The organism is Bacteroidota bacterium (assembly GCA_016718825.1).
Lineage (GTDB): Bacteria > Bacteroidota > Bacteroidia > J057 > JADKCL01 > JADKCL01.
This window is the reverse complement of the sequence record JADKCL010000033.1, coordinates 1-24,701: the sequence shown is the minus strand read 5'-3', so window position 1 is coordinate 24,701 and position 24,701 is coordinate 1. Positions and strand designations below refer to the sequence as shown.

The following is a 24,701-nucleotide window of genomic DNA, read 5'->3' as shown; positions in this document are numbered from 1 at the left end:
CACATTGTCATTCAGCTGATTCAATCAAGAAAATGCTCTGATGCGACAATAGGGCCCCCTGTTTTTTTGTGAAGATTTCCCACCTTTGGCATCCAAGTCAGGAGAAACTCTCGTTTGACGGTTGCAACCCGAATGTTTGTATGAAGTCAAGGTTCACATTTTTCTTCCTTTTTTCGCTGCTGGTGAACGTTTTGCAAGCCCAAGATCCGCGCGTGGTGGACAGTCTCACGCAGGCACTTGCCACAGCCCAGCTCAGGGACACTTCCTATTTTGACACCGAATACAAGTTAGCAGCGAATTTTGTCTACACGGACCCGGGCGGCGAAGGACTGAAACATTCGAAAGCGTGCATCCAACTCGCTGATTCATTGCAGGATACGGTGCGCGCAGCAAAAGCAAACAACCTGCTGGCCAATTGCTACAAAAATTCCGGTTTGAACGACAAGGCGATGATTCACTACCTGAAGGCGCTGAAACTATTTGAGCAAGCCAAGGATGAGAAATGGATTTCCAACATGCACAGTAACATTGCCATCATTTACCTCAACAAGGGTGACTATGTGCAATCCCGCAAAGAACAGGAAATGGCATTGGCGATTCGGCAACGAATCGGCTATTTCAAGGGGATTTCGGGAATTTACAACGGTCTTGGCAACCTGTATGATGCTCTCAACAATCCCAAGGAGTCCTTGCGCTATTATCAACTTGCCTTGGACAGCCTGGCCAATGGCGGCACTCCTTACGATCAGGCCATCTACCTCGGAAATTTGGGGAATGCCTACGGACGCTTGAAACAATATGATCTGGCTCGGAGCATCAACATGGAGGCGCTGGTTTTGCACCGGCAAATGGGACTCAAACAGGAAATGAGCCGCGACATGCACAACATTGGGGAGACCTTTCTGCTTCAAGGCAAGCCCGACAGTGCCGAATATTATCTCCTGCTCGCCTTTGCTACGGCCGATTCCGCCAAATACCACTATGTCAAATCGATCTCGGCAGATAACCTGCGTAGCCATTTCAAAAAACAAGGCCAATTTGAAAAGGCCGTCAAATGGGGCGAAATCGCTTTTGCAGAATACGATACGCTTCATAAACAACAGCTTGTCGGGGAAAGTGCGGCCATGGAACTTGCCTACCGTGTGGAACAGCAGGAACGGGAGGATGCATTCGAACAGGAAACAACCATCCTCCAAAAGGACGCCCAACTGAAACGGCAGCGCATCGTGAATTGGTCGATGGGCTTGGGAATCTTGCTTTTGGGCGGATTCGGATTCGTCGTTTCCAGAAGGTACCGCGAAAAAAAGCAGGTGAATGCCATCCTCGAACAAAAAGTCGCCCAACGTACCACCGAATTGCAGGCGACCAATGAAAAGCTCAAAGCTGAAGTCGCGGAGAAAGAACGTGCAAGCAAAACGCTGAGCACCTTTATTTACCGAAGCTCGCACGACTTGAAGGGTCCGCTGACAAGCATCCACGGCTTGGTCAATGTGGCGCAATCCGCTGAAGAACAGAAATCCTACGTCGGATTGATCGGGGACAAAGCAAGACAGCTCGATGGCGTTTTGCAGCAACTGATCGACAAGGTCGAAGTCGATGACCGGGCTCCACAACCGCAAATCATTGACTGGCAAAAGCTTTGGGACGAAGTCCTGACGCAAGTGTCGCAAAGGCCTGGCTTTGACCAAATCACCCTTTCCACGGATTTTGATCAAGCGAATGGCATTCAGGCGGATCCGATTTTGCTTAAAACAGCCTTGCGGCAGCTGGTGCAGAATGCCATTGATTTTCGGAGGAAGGATGCAAAAGGGACTGTTGTGGTCTCCGCAAAAAAAGACGGACCCAAATGGATCTTGAAAGTTGAAGATGACGGCATTGGCATCGCGGCCGATCAACAGGCCAAGGTTTGGGAGATGTTTTACCGGGGCAACAATGCGTCCAAAGGCGCCGGTTTGGGCCTGTATCTTGTCAAGGAAATTGCCACCAAAATGAATGCCGTAGCCGAATTAAAAAGCGATTCGAATGCCCAAGCCGGCGTAATCTCCCTCGACAAGTCCGGTGCGAAGATGGTCACCGAAATTGTCCTGACTTTCCGTTGATTTTTTCAGGAGTCGGAAGCTGCTTATCTTGGAGGCTGATCCTAAAAGAATGCAGTACGAATTCCTCCAAATCACCATCGCCGACCATGTCGCCGAGGTCACGCTCAACCGTCCCGACAAGGCCAATGCCTTTACGGAGACGGGCTTCCGCGAAATACAGACGGCATTTGCCGAACTGGACCGCAACGATGCGGTGCGCGTGATCATCCTTTCGGGCAATGGCAAACACTTCAGCGCCGGCATTGACCTCGAGCTGTTGCTCAGCATCGGCGACAAAACCGCCGAAAGCTGCGACGGCCGCAAACGTGAGAAGATTATCGACCTCGTGAAGCAGTTGCAGGCTCCGATGAATGCCGTCGAAGAATGCCGCAAGCCGGTTTTGGCGGCCATCCACGGCGGATGTATCGGGGGCGCGCTCGACCTCGCGGTTGCTTGCGACATGCGCTACTGCGCGGCCGACGCATACTTCTGCATCAAGGAAATCGATTTGGGCATGGTCGCCGACCTCGGCACGCTGCAGCGTCTCCCCAAACTGATTTCGCCGGGACTCGTCAATGAACTCGCTTACACGGGACGCAATGTTGGTGCTACAGAGGCAGAAAAGATCGGGCTCGTCAACCGCAGCTTCGAAACGAAGGAGGCCATGCTCGAAACCGTTCGGCAAATCGCTGCGCAGATTGCCAGCAAATCCCCGCTGTCGATTCGCGGTACCAAGCAGGTGTTGCTCCATGCCCGCGACCACAGCGTCACGGAAGGCCTCAACCACATCGCGCTCTGGAACGCTGCCATGATCCTCTCCGAGGACCTCAGCGCCGCCGGAATGGCCGCGGTGATGAAGAAGACGCCGAGCTTTCGCAGTTAGCAGTTAGCAGTTAGCAGTTAGCAGTTAGCAGTTAGCAGTTAGCAGTTAGCAGTTAGCAGTTAGCAGTTTTTGAATGTCGCTTTCAGCGCCAATCGCACTGCTAACTGCTACTTTCTCACTGCTAACTATTTTTTCACTTTTTCACTTTTCACTTAGATGTTCCTTCTCATTCCCGGCCGCCATCATTGTTTGACCAAATATCAATTCAACTATTTGAATCGCATTGCGGTGAATGGCCTTGTGGGCGAACCGGACGCGGATGGCAACATTCTATCTGTCAGGGAGCCGGTTACGGGCGTGGTTTGGGCGGTGACTTCGGCGAATCACAGCAATACCCGCCGCAATCCGACCCCGTTTTACTTGCGGGCCATGGCCTTGCTGGATTTTTCGCAGGAATTGCCGGTGCCTTCCTTCGTTTTTGGGATTGACGACGTCGGCAACCTCGCCAACTTCGCTGAATACACCCTTAAAAAGATCAAACACGAAAGCGAAGGCCAACTCAACTTGACGCCCCAAAACTGTATCGTCGCCTGCTCCTCCCCTGTTCGCCACAGCTATGCCGCCCTCGGATTCAAGATCTTGCCCATCGAATTGGTTCCGGGCACCGTGCAGGATTTGAGGGCGTTATCCCCTTGGCAAATCGTCGAAGCTGTGGCGGCCGACAAGGGCGATTGGCGCGTAAACTTGAAATAGTCGATCCGATGCACGAGTTCGTTCCTGATCTGGAAAACCTACGGCATCGGCGAAAAGGTGAAGCGTCTCTATTCTGACGACATGATCGGCGGCGACGGCGACCTGACCGAAACGCGCGATTATGGCAGTTACGTTCGGCAAATGGATGAAATTGCGGACTTGAAATTCAAGGAAACCGCGCCGCATATCCGACCGGGCAGGATCGGCGACATCGGCTGCGCCGTGGGTTCGTGGATTTTGCTGGGCTGCAAGGACGAGCGCTTGCGCGAATCCGACTTTGTCGGCATCGAAATCGCCCGGGCCTTGTACCAAATCTGCCTTCAGCGCAAGGAAAACAAGGAATTCGCCAATCCCTTCGTGTTTTTTGCCCAGAAGAATGCCGTGGAAGGCCTTTGCTTCGAAGCGAATTCCATGAATACCGTCCATACCGGTTCGCTCACCCACGAAATCGAATCCTACGGTGGCCGCGAAGACCTCCTGCGCTTCATCCAAAACCGCTATGCCGAATTGGTACCCGGCGGCGTATGGATCAATCGCGATGTGGTCGGTCCGGCGGACAAGGACAAACTCGTCTTGCTGTGGCTGCACGACCAAGATGGCCAACCCGACACCGGCGAAAACCTGCTTGGCCACCCACAGAGCAAGGAAATCCTTCGCGCCACGTCGACTTACGGTAGATTTTTGCGCTTCGTCAGGGAATTCAGAGCAACGGAAGGAGACGGCATCCACTTCGAATGGGAAGAAAAGGACGGGAAACGTCTCGCCAAAATGACCTTGGGCGATGCCATGGAATTCATCTCCAAAAAAGACTATGCCGACAATTGGCACAGCGAAATGCACGAGCGGTTTTGCTACTGGAACTTCGCAGAATGGCGCCAAGAACTGGAAAATGCCGGCTTCCAAATCGATCCGGCCTCACATGCCTACCCCAATCAATGGCTGATCAACAACCGCTACAAAGGAACGGTCGCTTTGTACGAGGAAACGGGCGAGGGATTGGTGGAAATGGCATTTCCGGAGACGCATATGTTGATGGTGGCGGTTCGGCGGGACTGAGTTTTTGAGGGCAGAGAGCAGAGTTTTCATGGTCATGCTGAGCGTAGCCCCCTCGTCATGCTGAGCGAAGCGAAGCATCTGTAAGTTCGTAGCAATCCACTTTGATCAGCGTTGTGCTGAGTTGTGGAGCGTGGAGAGTGTAAAAATCGGTTTTTCTTTCGTATTGCTGAGTTGTTGGAGTAATTAACCTCAGTTCCGGATTAGCTGATTCCAAAGACATTGATAATCAATGCAATTAGATGTCATCGCCAATCATTCTGATGAATTTGCGTGGTAGCCAGCGTTTTGTTGCCCTGTGTAGGGACAGGTCGCGACCTGTCCCTACACAGGGCCGTTGAATATCAATTATGTATGATTTTTTCCTTGATAAAATGTGCAGAATGTCAATCTAGAACTGAGGTTAATTAGAATTTTGAATTGCTCTATGTTCTTGCTGATTAGTCGGATATTCTACTTTGCTGCCTCCGCAATGGCATATGGCACGATGAGAGACGGATTGATTCGAGTCGTTTGTTTTGCCCTAACGCGATAATGTCTCGCTGCCCATCCAAAACGGCGATTCTCTACAGGCCCGCCATCGCCTTCATCAAGTCTTCCTCCGAAATCGTTTGGAGGCTCAACTTGCCAGCATTGCCAGCCTCGGTCGTGATTGGAAGAATGCCTAGCTGTATACCCCCCGTGGACTTGTCATAGGAAATGGATACGATTTTCGCTTTGAGGCCGGGAGGGATTTTGGAAAAGCCCATGGTTCCATTGGTGAGGAGATCGCCCGGCATGACGGCGTTCATCGTTTCAAACACCAGGAAAGCATGCGTATTGTGCGGGAAATTACCTTGTGCTGATTCCACGGAGACATCCACGACTTGCGTAGCATTGTAAAATCGGTCACAATTGATCCAGCCAAGTTGTGTCGTGGCAAATGCTTCTCGTGCGAAACTTTGCGCCCTTTGTGCTTCCATTTGCACCCTTTGGGTTTCTTTCATGGCGCGGTAGGCTGCCTTGGTTTCAGCATCGAGTTGCACATTTGGATTGTCCACGATCGAAACGAATACATTCCCATAGATGCTTCCTGTCGCCCGAATGATCGGCTTCACTTCGAAATAAATGGTCTTGCTTCTTATGATTCGCTGATTTGTTTCCCATCTCACAGTTGCCAGGATTTCCACGATCGCTTGCTTGAAACAATTGTTTTTGCCCGTCAAATGCTTGATCGAAAGCGGCCTGCCTTGCTCATCAAACTGCACCTCCACATACACCGCATCATTGCCAAAGCAAGGGTAATATTGCTCCAATGTCTTGTAAATGTAGCCATGTACCGTATGCTTTTTGTCCTCAAACGTAAATGTCTTCCAATCTGCAAGCCCATATTCCATGAATGGTTTCACGTTGTAGAGCGGGGTCAAACTTGCGTTCGGCGCCATGTCGGCCGCCTTCATCACTTCACCGATGGTAGTTTTTGCATTTTGATCCTCTTTCATAGGTTCCCAATTCATATTGCCCTGGGCATCGGGTACACCGCTGAAAAGTTCCATTCCATCCTCATAGCCCCGCGGAAACTGGATAAAAACAGCCTTCCCCGGGCCCATTCTCAATGCTTTCCCTTCCGAATATGCCTCGATGTTGACGACGCCACCTGATACGAGCATCTTGCCATTGGAAATGGTGGGTAGATGCCCAAGGAGCAGGTCCTGTTTGCGTGTCACCTCGGTCATCTTGATTTCCACGGTGCCGGTTACCGGGGATCCATCCTCAAAAACAAAGGCATCGGCGGGGATCAAGGCAGTCGTTCCTGCAGGCCCTTCTACGAATTTGGCTTGGTCCGACCGGGTCACTATCGAAACTGCCTTGGCTGACATCTCCGGCAGTGGCAAAGACCCGTTTTGTGACGTGGTTTTCGCGGAGCCTCCCTCCCCTTCCACTTCTATCCGCTGCACGCCCTGCCCCCATCCGCTGATAGAAAGACCAATAGCATCAGTCCGATGCCTAGCGGAAGGAAGGTGGATGGTATTTTCATAGGGCAGTGCATATTTTTTCCGGATGAAAGACCAATGCCCCGTGCGAGGGTTGCGTTTCATTGTAAATAATTTTGCGGAACAATGGGTGGGTGCGCGTGGAGATTCCCTTCGTGGAGCAGAATTTACAGCATCCTTAGATCAACGAAGCTAATTGGCAGAATTCCCAAACGTTTTGCCCCGACGAGATTCTCACAGTGGGAGTTGGCAATGTGAGCGAGTACAGCTACGCTTGGTCGCCTGTGACGGGTCTGCAGAACCCCTACGTTTCCGCCACCACCGTCGCGCCGCTGACACCCATTGTGTACACACTCGCGGTGACATCCGACACCCTGATCTCTGAAAATTGTCGGACGCAATATTTCCCTGTCGCCCTGACCACCGACGGCTGCGTCCAACAAAATATCGTGACACCCAATGGGGACGGGATCAATGATTTCTTGGATTTGGGCAGCTTCAATGGGCCGGTTTCGGTTTCGATTTATGACCGTTGGGGGGCGTTGGTATTTGCTTCGGATGGGTATGGGAATGATTGGCCGGAGAACGGGTCGGCTTTGCCGGAGACGGTGTATTGGTATGTGGTGAAGGTGCAAAAAGGCACAGGTCCCTCGGCTCCGCTCGGGATGACGTTTGTTGGGGAGGTGATGGTGGTGCGGTAGTTTCTATTTTGAGCAGAAGATGATCGGCTTCGAGGAATCAGTTCGCGCATTGGATGGATCAGTAGTCGCGGGCACTAAAAGGCCATTAGGAGTGGGAGTCCTGAGCCGTTTACCATGCTCGTGCAATCTAGGGATGCATGGAAGAGATTTTGTATTTCCAGTTGGAAAGTTCAACCCTTCTTTCTAGCTTGGTATTCAAATCAAAACATCCATTAGAATGAACTTTTCCCTTCGTGTATTTCTAATTTTTTTGGTTGCTTGGGGCATTTCCAGCGAGGCATTGGGCCAATGCACAACGGACATTTCGGGAAACTTCCAGCCCTGCAATTATACGAATACCTCGTTTTCCGATGCGACCTATACCCTCACGAACTATCAGGTCGGATGGACTGTGAATTGGACATTGCCTTGGGGGGGCGGCACCATTATTTCCGGACAGGGGACAAGGACCATCGTCGTGCGTTGGACGGGCTGTCCAAGTGGTACCAATCCTTGTCAATTTCGGATCAGCGTTACGGTGAGCAACGGTCAAGGATGCACATTTGACCTCCAAACGATGTTCCCTGGCGGGAGGCCGGTGTGGGTCGATCCAGCAGTTTGGATATCACATGGGGTCACAGGGCCTGATACCGCATGTGCTGGAGGTTGCCCACAACGCTATCAGTCGTTGGAAAACTGCGTCGGTATTACGCCATACATCGTCCATTGGGTGCACAATGGAGCTATTGTGGCCCCCGGACCCACCTGCCTGACCAACCAAAACGATCGTTGGTTGGTTTGGCCAAATCCGGGGACTTACACCATTCAGGTTGGGTATGAAATGGCCGCTTGCGGCACAATGACCACCAAGACCGTAATTGTGCTTCCAAACCCCAATGCCAATGTGCAGATTCAGGGCCCCTCATTCTCCTGTATGGGACGGACGTCAACCTACTCTGCTTTCCCTGTGCCAGGTACCACCATGGCTTGGGGAGTCACCAATGGTACAATTTTATCGGGACAAGGTACAAACGCCGTTGCTGTCGTGGCCAATAGTCATCTGCCTGTCACGGTACAGCTTGCGATGACCCGCGGCTTGTGTTGCGTGAATTTACAAAAGACAACACAGATCGCCAATGTCATGATCACGGGGCCTGCGGTCATTTGTCCGGGAGATACTGCGACATTTTCATCCAATGCGCTGTCTGGCTTTGTGAAGAATTGGAGCGTTTCAGGGGGAACCATGGTGTCCCCGAATGGAAGCGATTCGGTGAGAATAGTGCCGGGAGGCCAAACCTCGTTGTCAGTCTTTCTTTCCTGCAGCGATGGAGTCTGTACGGTGCAAGATACCGCCGTAGCCCTTACGCCATCTTCGAATGTAAATGGCATCACGATCAGTGGCAATCCCATACTTTGTGCCCCAGTCGCCGACCAAGACGTCCTTTGGAACCTAGGATACGCGGTGATGGCCAACGGCGGAACATTGCAATCGACCTCCTTTGGTGGTTGCGCCACCTCCCAGAATGTCATTGGCAACAGTGGCTTTGCAAAGGCCTATCTCTTGGAAACCAATAAACGGCGGACTTTTGGCATCTCGCACAATCCGCAGAATTGTCCGATTGTGATGAATTATTCAATCGTTTTGCGTAACAATGCGACCCTTTATGTTTCTCAAAACAATAGTCTTAACCTCACCGGCTTTCTTCCTTATGCCGTGGGGGACAGCATCATGATTGCGGTTGTCGGGGGACAGGTCAAATATTACCACAATACCACGTTGATCTATTCGAGTGCCGTTGCACCTACCCTTCCACTCAAGGTCTGCGCTTATTTCGACGATCCCAACGGAACTTTGAACAATGTAGAAACGGGAACCTATCCTGAATTCTCGGCGAACCTACCCGCTCCGATTTCCTCGGGTAGCCTTCATTGGGAATACAATGGGCAAACTTTTCCCTACACTGGCCCGACGTTCACACGACTACAGCCGATCGTGAATGGCGATTCAATTCGACTGGTTCATACCCCGAATTGCAGTCCCAGCTTTAGCCTCTATTCCAATACACTTTACCCAACGACCAATACAACAACATCCTCAAGTGTTTCCATCACAGCCGTATCCAATCCCTTCTGTGAAGGTTCTGTTTTGCTGCCGATTTGGCAACGGGCGACGTTGGTCTCGCTCTCTGGCAATCAGGTAACACATGCCACATATAACAATTATGACGCAGGGGTTTCATCGTATCAAAAGCTGCCGGATGGATACCGCGTAGAATCCACGGTTGCTGAAACCAATACGCGTAGAATATTGGGGTTGAGCGAGGTGGATGCCAATGCGCAATGGTCGAGTATCAAGTATGGAATTCTCCTGACACAGCTTGGAAATTTGGAAATCAGGCAATCAGGGTCTGGCAATTTGATCGGGACGCGGACCTACGCGACTGGAGATGTAATCGCGATTGCGCACGAAGGAACGCAGGTGAAGTATTACCACAATGGTGTTTTGATTTATACCAGCTTGGTTCCCGCGCCGCAACCTTTGCTGATAGATATTTGGACGACTTCGGTGAATGCGACGCTGCAAAATGTTGTCATCCGGCGCGGAATGGGGGTTGACGTTGGTCCAATTCGCAGCTTTCAAGCAACGGCGGTCAATGGCGGTTCCAACCCGCTTTTTTCTTGGAGCCTCAATGGAATTCCTCTGCCTTCAACTTCGAATGCGCTTTCGCTCCAAGGTTTGAAGAATGGAGACGAGATTCGCTGCAATTTGATTCCTTTCGAACCTTGTATCTTGGGTTCGCAATCGGCTCCAATCACATTGGCCCTGGGAAGTCCTGCCAATATTGCGTTGGCCGCGATCCCTACGATTTGCGAAGGGGATACGGCTTTGTTGCAAATATTGCCTGGAGCCGATTCAATTGTTTGGCCGGTTCAAACTGGGATCTTGCCCTTTTCTACCGATTCAGCATGGCTTTTCGCTGATACCAACACCACCTTCCCCATTCTAGCCATCAGCCCAAATGGTTGTGCCACGACAGTCCAAGCGGTCCATACAGTGAACCCAAGCCTTACTCCGAATGGACTTTCTATTTCCCCATCTATACCCCATTGGTGTACTTATCCGCAGCAACAATCGGTGACATGGACAACCTTGTCGGGGTGGAGCCAAAATGCCGCCCAAATCACCAGTACAGGCGTCGGCACACAATTTCGCTGCGCCTTTGCCCACCAAGGCATCCGGTCCGGAAATTACGTCAAAACCACCATTTTAGAGACCAATAAAGTGCGAAGTATCGGCATTTCTGACCATTGGGTTCCCTGTACCAATGAAACGATGGCCTACGAATTTGCGCTTTTGGCCAATGGAACTTGTCAAATCAAGGAAAAAGGGATCAATCAAGGAGCCGCATTTGGTTATTTGACGGGTGATGTGCTGGAATTGAAGCTATTTGCGAATCAATTGCAGTACTTACGCAATGGAATTGTATTGCGTGCAGCTCCCTTGACGGCGAACAAATTGTGGTATATCGCTGGAAAAACCCAGGTTGCATCCGCCACATTGAATCAAGTTGTTACGGGACAGTTTGTTGTGTTGAATGGCAGTATCGCCCAACAAGGACAACTTTTGCAGATGTCTTGGCTGCACAATGGGGACAGCCTAGGCATCCACACTCAAAGCATTGAATACTACGACACACTCAACAACCAGGACAGCATTCAGTTCCTTGGAGAAGGATGTGGTACCGCATTGTCTCCTCCATTCGTGATTCAGACATCAGACACTTCTCATACACAGGTTGGGATCACGACGATCGCGGCTTACAACTGCAACCCCAAATTTTTTCATTTGGATTATCGGAATTTGGTCGCTGTAACACAGCAGGGTGATGACCTCTATGGCACTTCGTATTATTCTTGGGGAACGAGCGGCTTCTCTTCGGTACAGGCCATCGGAGATGGATATGGGCTCCAATTTACCGCCGGGGCCGTTCAAGGTACTAGGCTCTTGGGACTCAGCCAGGTCGATGCAGATCAAAATTGGACGACGATTCAATATGCTTGGTTCCTGCAGTCGAATGGCACGCTCGGTATCATGGAATCAGGAGTCACCATGCCCTACGGCTCGACCTACAACGGCGTGGATACGTTGCGCATTCTCTACCAAGGTGGTCAGATGAAATACTACAAAAATAGTACGTTGGCATATTCGCATGCGGTTCCCACGGGGATGCGCCTCCATGCAGATGCCGCCTTCAGTTCATACGGCAGATTTTACGATGTCGTCTTTTATCGTCCATCCGGGGCTGGCTACCAAGGAAGTACACGGCTTGTAGCTAGCTATTCACCTGCGCATGTTGATTCATCGTTTCAGTGGTACTGCAACGGACTTCAGGTTCCGAATGAATTGGACGATACCCTGACCCTTCACAGTTTCCTTGAAGGGGATTACGTGTTTGTGCTCGCAAGACCAACGGATCAATGTGGCATTCAGGCACAATCCGCAACGGTCATCGGGCATGTTCCCAATGCCAACCCTTCTATTTCGGCCTCCCCTCCCTCTGCTTGTGGCAACGATCCCATCATGCTCAACGGTGTCGGATCAGCCTATTTTATTTGGAATGGTGGCTCATTGGTCGGGGTGCAAGGTCCCTCTGTCACCACTACAATTGGTTCTTCAACATACTTTACCGGTTCCTTATCAGGCAATGCAGGCTGCAATTGGTCGGGGAATGTGTACGTCACCTTCCGCCCTCCAGCTGTACCTAACCTTGGTCCAGACAGAACAATTTGCAGCAACAGCCAACTCCTTAATCCTGGGCCTGGATTTCAATCCTACCTTTGGCAAAATGGAAGCACTACCTCTACTTTACTTGCAACGAGTCCTGGGGTGTATTCCGTACGGGTGACGAATGGATTTGGATGTGTTGGCCGAGATACGGTCACCTTGGGGTTTGCATCGTTGAACCTGGGTCCCAATCGGACAGTTTGTGCTGGGCAATCTGTCACCCTGCAACCGACGAATCCGTGGGCAAGTTATGCTTGGAGCAATGGCGCCAACACAGCCAGCATTACGGTGAGCAATCCGGGAACTTACATCCTTGCTGCAACACACGCAAGTGGCTGCGTTTCAAGAGATACTGTTGTCGTGACGCATCATCCGAGCCCAGCTCCACCAATCATTTCGGCCAGCGGACCCATTGCCTTCTGCCAAGGAGGCTCCGTAACCCTGACTTCCAGTCCGGCAAGCAGTTACGTTTGGAGCAATGGGTCTACTTCCCAGAGCATTTCGGTCAGCAATTCGGGCAATTATACTGTCACGATAACCGATGTCAATGGGTGTGAGGCAAATTCCAATGCCTTTGCTGTGACGGTGAATCCGTTGCCTATCTCCCCAACGATTGTCGCGAACGGCTCACCCACGATTTGTTCCGGTGACTCCGTAACCCTGACTTCCAGTCCGGCAAACAGTTACGCTTGGAGCAATGGGGCTACTTCCCAGAGCATTTCGGTGAGCAATTCAGGCAATTACAGTGTCACGATTTCCGATGTCAATGGGTGTATGGCGGCGTCCACTGGTTTTGCGGTCTCTGCTCATCCAGCACCGTCACCACCAATTATTTCGGCCAGCGGACCCATTGCCTTTTGCCAAGGTGACTCCGTAACCCTGACTTCCAGTCAGGCAAACAGTTACGTTTGGAGTAATGGGGCTACTTCCCAAAGCATTTCGGTGAGCAATTCGGGTAATTACAGTGTCACGATATCCGATGCCAATGGGTGTGAGGCCAATTCCAATGCCTTTGCAGTGACGGTGAATCCGTTGCCCATCTCCCCAACAATTGTCGCTAACGGATCACCCGTGATTTGTACAGGTGACTCCGTAACCCTGACATCCAGTCATGCCGCGAGTTATTCCTGGAGTAATGGGGCCACTTCCCAGAGCATTTCGGTGAGTAATTCGGGCAATTATTCGGTCACGATATCCGATGTCAATGGGTGTGAGGCCAATTCCAATGCCTTTGCAGTGACGGTGAATCCGTTGCCCATCTCCCCAACGATTGCCGCTAACGGCTCTCCATCGATTTGTCCCGGTGACTCGGTAACCCTGACTTCCAGTCCGGCAAGCAGTTACGTTTGGAGCAATGGGGCTACCTCGCAGAGCATTTCGGTTTTCTCTGCAGGCACATTTGCCGTGACGATCACGGATGCGAATGGTTGTTTGGCGAACTCCAATGGGTTTGTGGTGACCGTGAGCTCCGGACCAGCTCAACCCAGCATTACTCCGAATGGATCTCAAAATCTTTGCCAAGGAGACACGGTTACCCTGATTTCAAGTCCAGCGGCGGCCTACCTTTGGAGCAATGGCGCGGTCACACAGAGCATCAACGTCATTGCTGCAGGAACCTATTCGGTGACAACCTCCGCGATGAATGGCTGTTCTGCGGTATCGCTCGGCTTTGTGGTGTCCGTCAACGCATTGCCACCTTCACCGACGATCACTCCCAATGGACCCACGACGTTTTGTCAAGGCGATTCCGTCATTCTGAACGCTAGCCCAGCCACCTCCTACCTTTGGAGCAACGGCGCTACTTCGCAGGCGATCGCCGTTTTCAGCGGCGGCGTTTATACGGTGACGATTTTCGATGCCAACGGTTGCGCATCAAGTTCGATCGGTGTGACCGTAAATGTTTCCCCATTGCCCTTCCCTCCTATTGTCGTGTTTGATGGGCTGACGCTCAGTACGCAAGCGGCGACAACCTACCAATGGTACTTAAATGGGCTACCCATTTCGGGGGCCAATGACTCCACCTTTGTGCCTACCCAATCGGGGTCCTATTTTGTCGTCGTCACGGACTCAAATGGTTGTTCCATACAATCCAATGTTGAATTCGTCAACCTTCTGGGAAGCCAATCGCATTGGATCGCCGGGCATCGGGTGGTGCCCAATCCGTCCGCAGGAAAGTTCAAAGTTCTCATGGAACAGGTGCCGTTGGATGCAGAATTGCGGATTTACGATGTCCTTGGCCAAATGGTCTACCGTTCGGACAATGTAACTGCCCAATTCGACCTTTCCCACCTATCCAAAGGCTCCTATTTCCTGCAATTGATTGCCCCTGATGTGCGTTGGGGGACTGTTTTGCTGTTGCAGTAGGTTCATTCTTGGCGGTTTTCAGCGATTTCTCGTGCAGGTTCAAATGTCAGGGTTTTGGGGTTTTCGGACGGCGTTGAATTGTCGTTTTTGGGTCCAGTCTTGGTGTTCATCGGCTGATGTCTGTGTTTAGGACTGTCCTTCGAATTCCGATTTTGGGGTTTGGGCTGCTGTTTTCATTGGTTGTGGATGGCCAAGGCTGTGTCTTGCCGGTGGTGATGGATGGGCAAGGGTGTTTGATTGATTTACAGGGGAATGTGGTGATTCCTTCAAATATCTCATGGAAGGGGATTTGGCAACTGATTATTTGCTTTTGAAGAAGCGACAAGTGAGCCTGCCGTGCCATTGGCCGGGAAAACACAGGTGCCATTCCGATGGAAACCGGCGAATCGGAACCGGCATTTGCTGGACACGCTACGCTTGGATGACGTGGCTGATCTGGTGGTTACGGGCTTGTTGGCAGTAAGGCTTTTGTCGGGGAGGTGATGGTGTTGCAGTAGATTGTCTGGATCAGAATCTTTAGATCAGCGAAGCCAAACTCCAAAATCCTTAGATTTGCCCATCTAATTTTCAGAATTACAGGAATCAGAAAGCACCCGTCAAAAGCACCCCAAAACCCATGTCAACGAAAAGAATTCACCTCTACCTCTTGCTCCTCCTGGTACTCGGCATTGGACAACCCCTGCAAGCCCAAGTCACCGATGGCATCCTCTCATCCGGAGGAATTGCCCGGACCTACCACGCTTACCTCCCCAAAGGCTATGATCCGCAGCAAAAATACCCGCTGGTCTTGCTGCTGCATGGACGGCTCGGGACCGGCAGCAAGTTCCTCGGATACACTGGAATCAGAAGGCTTGCCGACCGTGAAGGCTTCGTGGTCGTTGCGCCGGATGGGTACCGCAAATCCTGGAATGACGGTCGCCTCCGCACACCCGCCCACGAGGCCGAGGTGGACGATGTGAAATTCCTTGGAAGTTTGCTGGATCGGATGTGCAGCGCTTACCGCATCGATCCGGCAAAAATCTACTGTGTCGGCATGAGCAACGGCGGATTCATGACCTTGACCTTGGCCACCCAAATGCCGAACCGCCTTGCCGCAATCGGCGTGATCGTGGCTTCGGCGACGGAGGGCCATGCCGACCGTTCGATTCCCAAAACGATCCTGCCGATGATCGTGATGAATGGGACGGAAGATCCCTTGATCAAGTGGAACGGCGGTCCGATTTCGGTGCGGGATCAGGAAAAGGTGATGGCGACTCCCGAATTTCTGAGGTTGTACACGCAGCAAGGCGACTGTGACGTCGTGATGACGCTGCCAATGGCAGACACGGTGGATGACGGCACAGCGACCATCCTACACTTTTGGCAAGATTGCAGCAACGCCGCCGAAGTACAACTTTGGGAAGTCAAAGGCGGCGGGCATACCCTACCGGGTAAAAAACAATACCTCGGGGAAAAACTGATTGGCCGCACAAGCCGTGACTACGACGGCATGGAGGCGATTTGGAGCTTTCTGAAGCGGTTTTCGGCACAGAATTGAGCAGGAATTTCTCATTTTCATTTCAACTTTGCGACCTGAGCGAACCTATGCGCTCTGTGCTATCGGCGCCAGTCCCGCGAGCGGGGCGGTTACATGGGGGGCTTCTGTCAGTTAAAACCGCAAAGGTTCGCAAAGTCAACGAAAACGTTGGAATCAAGCTTAAATTCGCGACATTGATTAGCTTCGCAGTCTTCAATTAGCTTCACGATTCGCACTCTGTATCTCCATTTTCCATTCTCCATTCTCCATTCTAAATTCCCCATTTTCCATTGAATAAAATTGCCAACCTCGACTGCGAAATTGTCACCATACCCATCGGAAATGGTCACATTCAGCTTTGGCGGCCCCTCAGGGCGGAATCCTATATCCTGAACACCGCCGAAGAGGACTTTGGCGGTGACGAACGGCTGCCTTATTGGGCGATGTTGTGGCCGGCTTCCATTGCTTTGGCGAATTATTTCTCAGAATTGCCCGAATTGGCCGGGAAATCCGTTTTGGAGCTCGGTGCCGGACTAGCCTTGCCCGGATTGGCGGCAGCGCAGGCAGGTGCGCGCGTGACCTTGACCGATTGGTACGAGGAAGCATTGGAATATGCCCGGGAAAGTGCAGCTTCGAATGGGTTTTCGCTCGAAACAAGGTTTTTGGATTGGCGCTATCCTCCGACCGAACCGAAATTCGACTACATCGCCTGTGCCGATTTGCTCTACGAACGCCGCAACCATGCGCCGATTTTAGACACGCTCTCGAAATTGTTGGCGCCCAACGGTGTCGCGGTTTTCAGCGATCCGGAACGCCATATGAGTCCGGCATTTTTCGAAATGGCGGCGCAACAAGGCTGGATCGCTCAAAGCAACACACAAACTGTTGCCTGGGAAGGTGCTGAATTTCAGATCTCCTGCTGGGAATTGCGGCGATCAGGCGAATGATGGTTTCCATTGATTTTAGCCACGATCGTAGACGCCTCCTCCAAGACCCTTTCAATCCTGCCCTGCGTGAGCCCGGCTCGTTCGAGTTCGTGGACGTGATGCGCCAAGTCCTGACACAATACAATGTTGCGGTTCATCAATTCGTCCTTTTCGCTCGGTGCCAAGGTTCCCAAACAGGTGATCGGAAACAGGCCGGAGGTCTCGATCATATCTTTCAAATTGCCCGTTTCAGGATAGTCCCAGGCGACAAGGTGCAAGCCTGCGCATCGCCCGTAGGCAATGGCATCGTCGCTGAACCGGGTATTGGTGAATAGCCAACCCTCAAAATGCGGCGTCAACTGCGGATGGTGGGACTGAAATTGCGATTCCAAGTCCTGAAACCGCGCGTGGATGTACAGGGAAACCTTGACGTCGGTCTTTTGGCCGCGTTGTTGGTGGTATTTGCATTCAACCATGCGGGTGAGGCTGTCCTTTTTGGCGACGACGTCGAGTTCATGCTGCACACATCTGCCCGGGAGAATCAAATCGAATTCGACGGAAAAGCCCAAATGCTGCAACAAGGCCCCGACATACCGTTCGAAGGGAAAACCTGAAGGGCCGAGTTCGAGCAAGGCTTGTTTCAGTTTGTAGCGTCCGGCATGGCGGTCACCGTGCTCGCGCAGCAATTCGTAGGCGCGGCGGTAAATCTCCTCGGTCGGAATCTCGGGATACAACATGCCCTTGATGCGCTTGGCGATCTCTTCGCTCAGTTCCTTGCTCGCACCTGCCCGTAAGAGCGATGCTTTGAGTTTGGAAGCCTCGTAGGGCACGATGGCGCCGCTGGATTTTGTAATTTGTGGATGTCGATTCCCCATGGGGAGCGAAAGTAAAGGGAATTCTTGAACATTATCAGGATTATCCCATCGGCAATTCAATGACCTGTTTGCCATGTCAAATGGCCCCCCTATTGCCCCGTGGCATGTGACAAAAGTTTTCACATTTCGCGCATCAAGAAAGGATGCACCACGCACCCCCCGCAATCACATTCCGCATCAAGATGGCCGAGGCACAAAGCACCCCTCCAAACATCCCGCCTGCCACGCCACAGCTCACCGCATCCTGCCCTGCCATCCACAAGCCTTTCAGGGGCGTGCGCACCCCTAACTTCCGCTGTCGGAAACGGGCAGGGGTATGCGAAAGTCCGTACAATTCGCCTGCGGGATAATTGCTGAAGTGCTTGGTAGACAAGGGCGTGCTCAGCTCATAATAATCGACATGACCTTGCGTGGAAGGCATGTGTTTGTACAATTCGGCGAGCAGTCGTTGGGAAATGGCCTCCTTTTTGGCTTCGTATTCTTCGCCGCGTTTCTTCCATTTTCCGTCTTCCCATTCGCTGTACCAATCCCAAGGGGCGACCGTGATGATCTCGATGGTCGATTTTCCGGGGAATCGGTTCAGGAAGTCGGGATCCTTGGCCGAAGGGAACGAGATATAGGTCAACGGCAGCGGTCCATCCGGATTTTTGAGGTAATTGGCCAACTGCGCATCGTAATCGTAGCCGGGATAAATCCACAGGTTGGTTTTGGGAAGGGCCAATTCGGATGCTGTCTTTTTCAGGCCGATGTAGAGGCAGACGTGACCCACCGAGGCCTCCAAACCCATGTCTGCGATCTGCTTGGGGTTCAAACGCAGCTTTTCGGGCAGCAATTTGGTCATCGTGTTGACGAATCCGGCGTTGGAGATGACATTCAGGGCGAAAAAGCAGCGGCCATCGGCCATCCGAACACCTTTTGCGCGGCCATTTTCCTCCAAAACTTCGGCCACCTCGGCACGGAGCAATACTTTTCCGCCGAGGCGTTCGAGTTCGGCGATAATGGTGTTGGCGAATTGCGCCGAACCACCGACGGGGTAGCAGGCGCCGTGCCGGTAGTGGCTTGCCACCATCGCTTGGATGCCGAAGCTGCTTTGTTTGGGCGGCAATCCGTAATCGCCCCATTGACCGGTCAAGACCGCCCGCAACTTTGGATCTTGCGTCAGCCCATCCAAGACCTCCGCCGTCGTTTTCCCCGAATATTTCAGCCAAGGTCGGCGCATCATTCCACCCAAAACAGCGGAAATCGGCTTGGGAAGTGCTTTTTCTGCAAAATACAACTTCGAACGCCAGCCCGTCATCCGTGGCAACAATTCGTAGTAGGCATCAATCGCAGCTGTCTCCGTTGGAAACCATGCCTTCAATTGCGCCTTCATCTTGTCCTTGCCCGCCAACAAATCATAACTGCGGTCGGGATAAATCAGGCGGTCGTAAGCTTCCTCCATAGGTGCCCATTGCAACTTGCCGCCGCTGATCAGGTTGAAAATCCGGGCAGTTTCGGAGGTCGGCTTCACCATGTCGCCGAGGTAATGCACTCCCACATCCCATTCGTAGTCACGCCGTGAAAAAACATGGGTGAAGCCCCCGAATTCGTAGTGTTTCTCCAAGACCAGCACCTTGCGGCCCGCCCTCGCCAAAAACACCGCCGCCGTCAATCCGCCCATTCCCGAACCGATCACGATGGCATCAAAGGAATCTGCTCCTTTATAATCTTTAAGTGCCTTTCCAGACTGCATTTTGTAAGTTAAAAGTTAATAGTGAAAAGTGAAAAGAACCGATCAGAGTTAGCAGTTAGAAAGTAGCAGTTAGCAGTGGGATCGGTGCTGTTGGAGAAATTCAATGAAGTGAAAAGTGAAAAGTACCTCACGCTAAATGTGACGACAAACGATCAGCACCAACGCGACTTTTCACTTTTCACTTTTCACTTTTCACTTTTCACTTACCTCAGGATGGTGACTGATCCTTGCCGCTGAACCGGGCCGGTATTGAGCACGGCGTTGACTCTGTAGACATAGACACCTTCGGGGGCATATTCGCCGCCCACTTTTCCGTCCCAGCTATTGTTGATGTCATCGGATCTGAACGTGAGCCTGCCCCAGCGGTCATAAACGTCGATGTTGAAGGTTTTGACCTGCATGCCCACGATGGTAAATCGGTCGTTCAGCCCATCGCCATTCGGTGTAAATGCCGTCGGAATCCACAGCCCTGGATCGTCGAGAATCAACAGCGTCTGCGTCGTATCGTCGTGACAGCCGTAAATGTTGTAGGCCGTCATGGTGATATCGTACAATCCTGCCGCCGGATAGGTATAGGTCACCTGACCGACATCGGCGCTGTCGCCATTGCCAAAGGACCAATTGACGGCCGAGGCATACCACGGTGAGGTATTGTTGAAGGTAATCGTGGCCTCCGAAAGCAGCAGATAATCGACCAACAAGATCTGCGGATCGGAGACAAAAGAGGCGACCGGCGTCGGCACGATGTTGACCAAGGCTGGCGAATTCAACGAATTCACACATCCTTCCGGAGAGGTCACGGTCAATTGGGCACCCCAAACCCCGTTTCCAAACCAGTGAACCGCATTGGGCGCGATCGAGGTGGCCCCGTCATAAAATTCCCAGAGGTAGCTGGAATTGGCGGGAAGGGATGTGTTGATAAAGGTGACCGTGGCCGAATCGCAAGCACCGGTGATGTCGGGACGAAATTCGACGAAGGGCCGGGGAATGGCGTCTACGAAGTAGGTGGCTTGGCCCGGGCAGCCTTGTGCATCGGTGATGTTGAGGATAAACATGCGGTCTTGGTCGGCATCCACGGTGATGACTGCGGTCGTGTCACTGACGCCAATCGGCATCGACGACCATTGGTATTGGTAAGGCGGCACGCCGCCGCCCAAAAGCGCCGTCAAAGTCACTTGTTCGTAGTCGCAGGCGATGGAATCACCGCCAATCGCGAGGGAAACCATCGGTGGTTCGTCGAGCACCGCCGTTTCCGTCACGGTACAGCCTTTGGAATCCGTCACAGTGACCGAATAAGTGCCCGTCGTCGGCGTGATGCCCGCGGTCGTGGCTCCATTGGACCATAGATAGGCATAGGGTGGCGTGCCGCCTGCCGGCGTGATCGTCGCCGTCCCCGTGCCGCCATTGCAGATAATGGAATCGACTGCGAACTGATAGGTTAATTGCGTAGGCTGCGTAAGGGTGATACTCCCAATATCCACACAGCCGTTGGCATCCGTTGCCACCACCGAATAGGTTCCTGCCGGAATATTCTGCAAGCTCGAAGTCACTGCACCATTGCTCCACAGAAAGCTAAAGGGGGGATTTGCATTTAGGATGGAGACGGTAACCGACCCATCCGATTGTCCAAAGCAGTCAGGATTGATGGGATTCATCGTAATAACGGGGCGCCAATTCACAAAAAGCCCGTGTGAAACGGGAAGCGAGGTACAACTCCCGACGCCCACGGTCAGCGAAATGTTGCGCGGACCCTGCGTTGTAAACTGAATCAAATATGGCCCTTGTCCAGTTCCAGAAATGACCGTTCCGCCTCCGAAATTCCAATTGTAGGTGGCATTACCCGGCGCATTTCCGGTATAGGTAACCAAAACGGTGTCACCCTGGCACAACAATGAATCGACGGTAAAGGAGGCGGTCGGACTCAACAACACGGTGACCGTCATCGTATCCCCGCCTTGACAGCCCGCAGTATCCGTTCCCAGCATGGTATAGACATAGGTTCCGACGTTGGGATTCTGGAAGACAGGATTGGAGATATTGCCAGCACTCAAATTCGTCGAAGGCAACCAAGAATAGGTCACGCCATTCACGGGGGGCAACCCGATTTGCACCGAATTTCCCTGACAGACGACCTGACTTGGACCGGCATCCACCGAAATTTGATCGGAAATCCAAAGGGTGGCCGTGTCGGAGAATACCGTTCCACAGACGGAGTCCGATAAAATGACAAAGACCGATTCATTGCCTTCGGGAAGGCCGTCTGCGGTCGCAACAATGTTGAGCGTGACGCTGCTCACCATGGCTGGGAATGTCACAGATCCCGGCAGCGGCGGATAGTCAAACAAGGGTGTTGCAGTGCCGCCAACGGTGTAATTCACCGTTTGTGCCTGTGTGGTATCGCCTGAGCGGGTGAAGGTAAAACGGCCATTGACACAGCCCTCGACGGCATTGACATAGCCGGGATTGTTGATCGAGGAGCTCACGGAAAGCTGCGTGGACGTACAACGAATGCCGCCTTGTTCGAGAAAAACCCCCGAATCCAGGGCATCATCTCCTGCATCCGCGATTGCGAGTTTGATATGGTAGGTGCTGCACGGAATGACAGCCGACTTGGCAATCAAGGGGACCGTAAATCCATCGTATTCAACGGTTGTGCCGGTATTGTTGGTTGTGAAGAACGCCGAATTGGTCGTATTGCAATTTCCCGGAAGCGGAAAGGTGGAAAACATCCCCGGTGCCCCGATATTGACGGTATTGATCGAAATCGGCGTAGCCGAACCGGGAATCACGGCGATATTTTGCGTGCCCACGATGCCCGGACCCGAAATGAAAAAGCCGAAGACATCGGTGAAGTCAGAACAGACATATTCGTCGTATTCATCCGAACCGAAGACGTAGGAAATCTGGATCGTGTCGCAGATTGCAACGATGTCAAATTCGAGAATGCAGGCATCCTCGGTCATGAATGGGGACGAAAGCGCATTCAATTGCGCGTCGCCGGGTGCTCCGTGGCTGGTGGAAATACCCGTGTTGAGATTCGGACCGATTGCATTGCCCACCTCACCCGAAGTGAGTAAAACACCTCCGGGCAAGCCGATATTGGAACCATTGCTTACAAAAGTTCCCGCCGCATTGGGTTGCGTATTGATTGTTGCATTGCTCACGGAGATGCCGGGACCGATGAGCTGATTGACCAACATCGTCGCATTGTTGCTGGAGGTTGTTTGCAACTGCGCATGGATCCGGCCAAAAAATCCAACAACGAGCAGCAGAAACAAGGTGAAAGCGGTATGGCGAGGCATCATGCGTTCGAGGAAATTCAATGAGGGAAACAGTATCAGGCAATCAATTTAGCGCATATCCGATTGTAGTCCAATGGAAAGCGGCACAATTGCTTGAATTCGTCGCCGAATGACATTTCACACGGGTTCAATGGGATCTCTGAATGGTTGGAAATGGACAAATGACAAGCCATTCGACTTGCAATTGTGGAAAAAACACTGTCAGTCAGGCGACGTTTTTATAGGCCCAAGAATTGGATTTGCCCGAAAATCATTACCTTCACGGAGTCGTATCGGTTGATCTGGACCCGATTGGATTCCTTCAACCCTACCTATTATTGTTTCGTCACGCTTGGATTTATGCCTCAAACGTTTGTTACACTGCCACCTCCCAACATCCCCAAGGAGCAAAAAGGGAATGTGATTTACGGGATTTTTGGCCATTTGGGCTCTCCCTTTACCTATATCCTTTTCCTCGCGATCTTCGGGGTGACACTTTTGACTGCAGCGATCGGATTTCTCATCGTCTCTGCAATCTTCATGACCTTTACCTTGATCGAAGAAAAGAAAAATGCTTCGATGGAGCTCCCCAAATACACCACCAAGGAGTTCATTGACGGACTCACCATGGTGTTTTACAAAGGTATCCTCGTTGGCGGCGGTTTTATTACCATCGGATGGTTTGCACTTTCGTTCATCCCGTTGTACGGCAAACATTTCAACAATTGGTGGCTGATCATCGGCGCTACCTTTTTGCTGGATTTGGCCTATTATTGGATCCACCGCTTGATGAGCCATAGCCGCGGCAACAATCCGATTCTGAAATATTACCGCAAAAAGCATGCTGCCCACCACAGCGTCTCCGAATTGGACTTTCTTCGTGGCAATCAAAGTTCGCTCGTCGATACCGCCATCAGTCAGTTCCAGCCCTCGCTGATTTTCATCTCCTACTTCATGGGAATGGACCTCGCCTCGACTTGGGTGGCTTATGCCTTGATTTTGATGCTGCAAGCCACCGACCATACTTCGGTGACGTACAACATCGGCTGGTTGAAATACATCTTCATGGACAACCACGCCCACAAGCTCCACCACTGCAAACGCGGCAACTTGATCAACCACGCGGCTGCTTTCAGCATCTACGACCGTCTTTGGGGCACCTACTACGAAGATTGGAACCTCTGCTCCAACTATCTCCATCATCACCGCATCGCCCTCCCGATCAAACGCATTGAAAAGGAAAGCACGGGGCAGTTGGTAATGGAGAATTGAGAATTCAGAATGGAGAATTGAGAAACGACGTTCAGCGAAGCTAATTCAGAATGAAGAATGATATGGTTCTGAATCGCTACGAATTTCCCAGTTTGCATTCGCATTCAAAACTTTTCGCCTAATCCAAATTCATTCTCATTCCGCCTTCCGCTGATCTACATTCGTCTCGCTGATAGCCATCGAGACTCAGCTTCGCCCCCACTGATCCCCATTCCATTTTTCATTCCCCATTCTCCATTCTCCATTCAATCATGTCCCCTCAAAAAAACTACGCTTTGGTCACCGGTGCAAGCAGCGGCATCGGTTTGGAATTTGCCCGTCAATTGGCGGCAAAGGGCTATCCTTTGGTGATCGTAGCGCGGCGAATTGACCGATTGGAGGCCTTGCGAGTGGAGATTTTGGCCGCGTACAAGGTGGATGTACAGATTTTGGCGCAGGACTTGACGGCACCTGATGCGGCTTTGCAGGTGATGGCGGCGCTCAAGACAAAGGGCATCGTGCTTGATATCCTCGTCAACAATGCGGGTTACGGCATGGGCGGACGGTTTTTGGAAATGGAAATGTCAGCCATTGAGCGGATGTTTCAGCT

12 protein-coding genes and 1 pseudogene are annotated in these 24,701 nt (G+C 51.9%); 9 read left to right on the top strand and 4 right to left on the bottom strand.

The genetic code is table 11. From position 1 onward, the window contains the following. Positions 1-140 precede the first annotated feature (140 nt). The 3 genes and pseudogenes from IPN95_24290 (at position 141) to IPN95_24280 (ending at position 4,710) form a co-directional block, all read left to right on the top strand. Entirely contained in the window at positions 141-2,099 is a 1,959-nt protein-coding gene (locus tag IPN95_24290) for a tetratricopeptide repeat-containing sensor histidine kinase (GenBank protein MBK9452486.1), read from the top strand. A 49-nt stretch (positions 2,100-2,148) separates the two neighbouring features. Then, a complete protein-coding gene (locus tag IPN95_24285) occupies positions 2,149-2,961 on the top strand; it encodes a crotonase/enoyl-CoA hydratase family protein (GenBank protein ID MBK9452485.1) in 813 nt (270 codons plus the stop codon). A gap of 156 nt (positions 2,962-3,117) precedes the next feature. Beyond that, a pseudogene (locus tag IPN95_24280) lies at positions 3,118-4,710 on the top strand (transferase). Positions 4,711-5,273: 563 nt separating this feature from the next. Here the strand turns inward: IPN95_24280 and IPN95_24275 are convergent. After that, a complete protein-coding gene (locus IPN95_24275) occupies positions 5,274-6,566 on the bottom strand; it encodes a hypothetical protein (GenBank protein ID MBK9452484.1) in 1,293 nt (430 codons plus the stop codon). A gap of 368 nt (positions 6,567-6,934) precedes the next feature. On the opposite strand from IPN95_24275, the gene IPN95_24270 reads away from it, so the two are divergent. The 4 genes from IPN95_24270 to IPN95_24255 all read left to right on the top strand — a co-directional run bounded on the left by IPN95_24270 (position 6,935) and on the right by IPN95_24255 (position 16,973). Then, on the top strand, positions 6,935-7,381 hold the full coding sequence (locus IPN95_24270; protein MBK9452483.1) for a gliding motility-associated C-terminal domain-containing protein: 447 nt from the start codon (positions 6,935-6,937) through the stop codon (positions 7,379-7,381). Between the two features lie 217 nt (positions 7,382-7,598). Beyond that, a complete protein-coding gene (locus tag IPN95_24265) occupies positions 7,599-14,510 on the top strand; it encodes a T9SS type A sorting domain-containing protein (GenBank protein ID MBK9452482.1) in 6,912 nt (2,303 codons plus the stop codon). Positions 14,511-15,126: 616 nt separating this feature from the next. Further along, complete coding sequence (locus IPN95_24260; protein MBK9452481.1) at positions 15,127-16,047, top strand: dienelactone hydrolase family protein; 921 nt, start codon at positions 15,127-15,129, stop codon at positions 16,045-16,047. A 269-nt stretch (positions 16,048-16,316) separates the two neighbouring features. Further along, entirely contained in the window at positions 16,317-16,973 is a 657-nt protein-coding gene (locus tag IPN95_24255; protein ID MBK9452480.1) for a methyltransferase domain-containing protein, read from the top strand. On the opposite strand, the gene IPN95_24250 is transcribed toward IPN95_24255, so the two are convergent. From IPN95_24250 to IPN95_24240, 3 genes are all read right to left on the bottom strand, one after another. Next, positions 16,934-17,827 (bottom strand): restriction endonuclease, encoded by an 894-nt coding sequence (locus IPN95_24250; protein ID MBK9452479.1) that lies wholly within the window; start codon positions 17,825-17,827, stop codon positions 16,934-16,936. The two genes, IPN95_24255 and IPN95_24250, sit on opposite strands and share 40 nt — an antisense overlap. A gap of 133 nt (positions 17,828-17,960) precedes the next feature. Continuing rightward, entirely contained in the window at positions 17,961-19,559 is a 1,599-nt protein-coding gene (locus IPN95_24245) for an NAD(P)/FAD-dependent oxidoreductase (GenBank protein MBK9452478.1), read from the bottom strand. A gap of 203 nt (positions 19,560-19,762) precedes the next feature. Then, positions 19,763-22,864: a choice-of-anchor L domain-containing protein gene (locus tag IPN95_24240; protein ID MBK9452477.1), complete on the bottom strand. Its 3,102-nt coding sequence runs from the start codon at positions 22,862-22,864 to the stop codon at positions 19,763-19,765. A gap of 336 nt (positions 22,865-23,200) precedes the next feature. Between IPN95_24240 and IPN95_24235 the strand changes: the two genes are divergently transcribed. Together IPN95_24235 and IPN95_24230 are read left to right on the top strand one after the other, a co-directional pair. Next, entirely contained in the window at positions 23,201-24,112 is a 912-nt protein-coding gene (locus IPN95_24235) for a sterol desaturase family protein (GenBank protein ID MBK9452476.1), read from the top strand. A 251-nt stretch (positions 24,113-24,363) separates the two neighbouring features. After that, a partial coding sequence (locus IPN95_24230) for an SDR family NAD(P)-dependent oxidoreductase (protein ID MBK9452475.1) occupies positions 24,364-24,701 on the top strand: 338 nt, incomplete at its 3' end.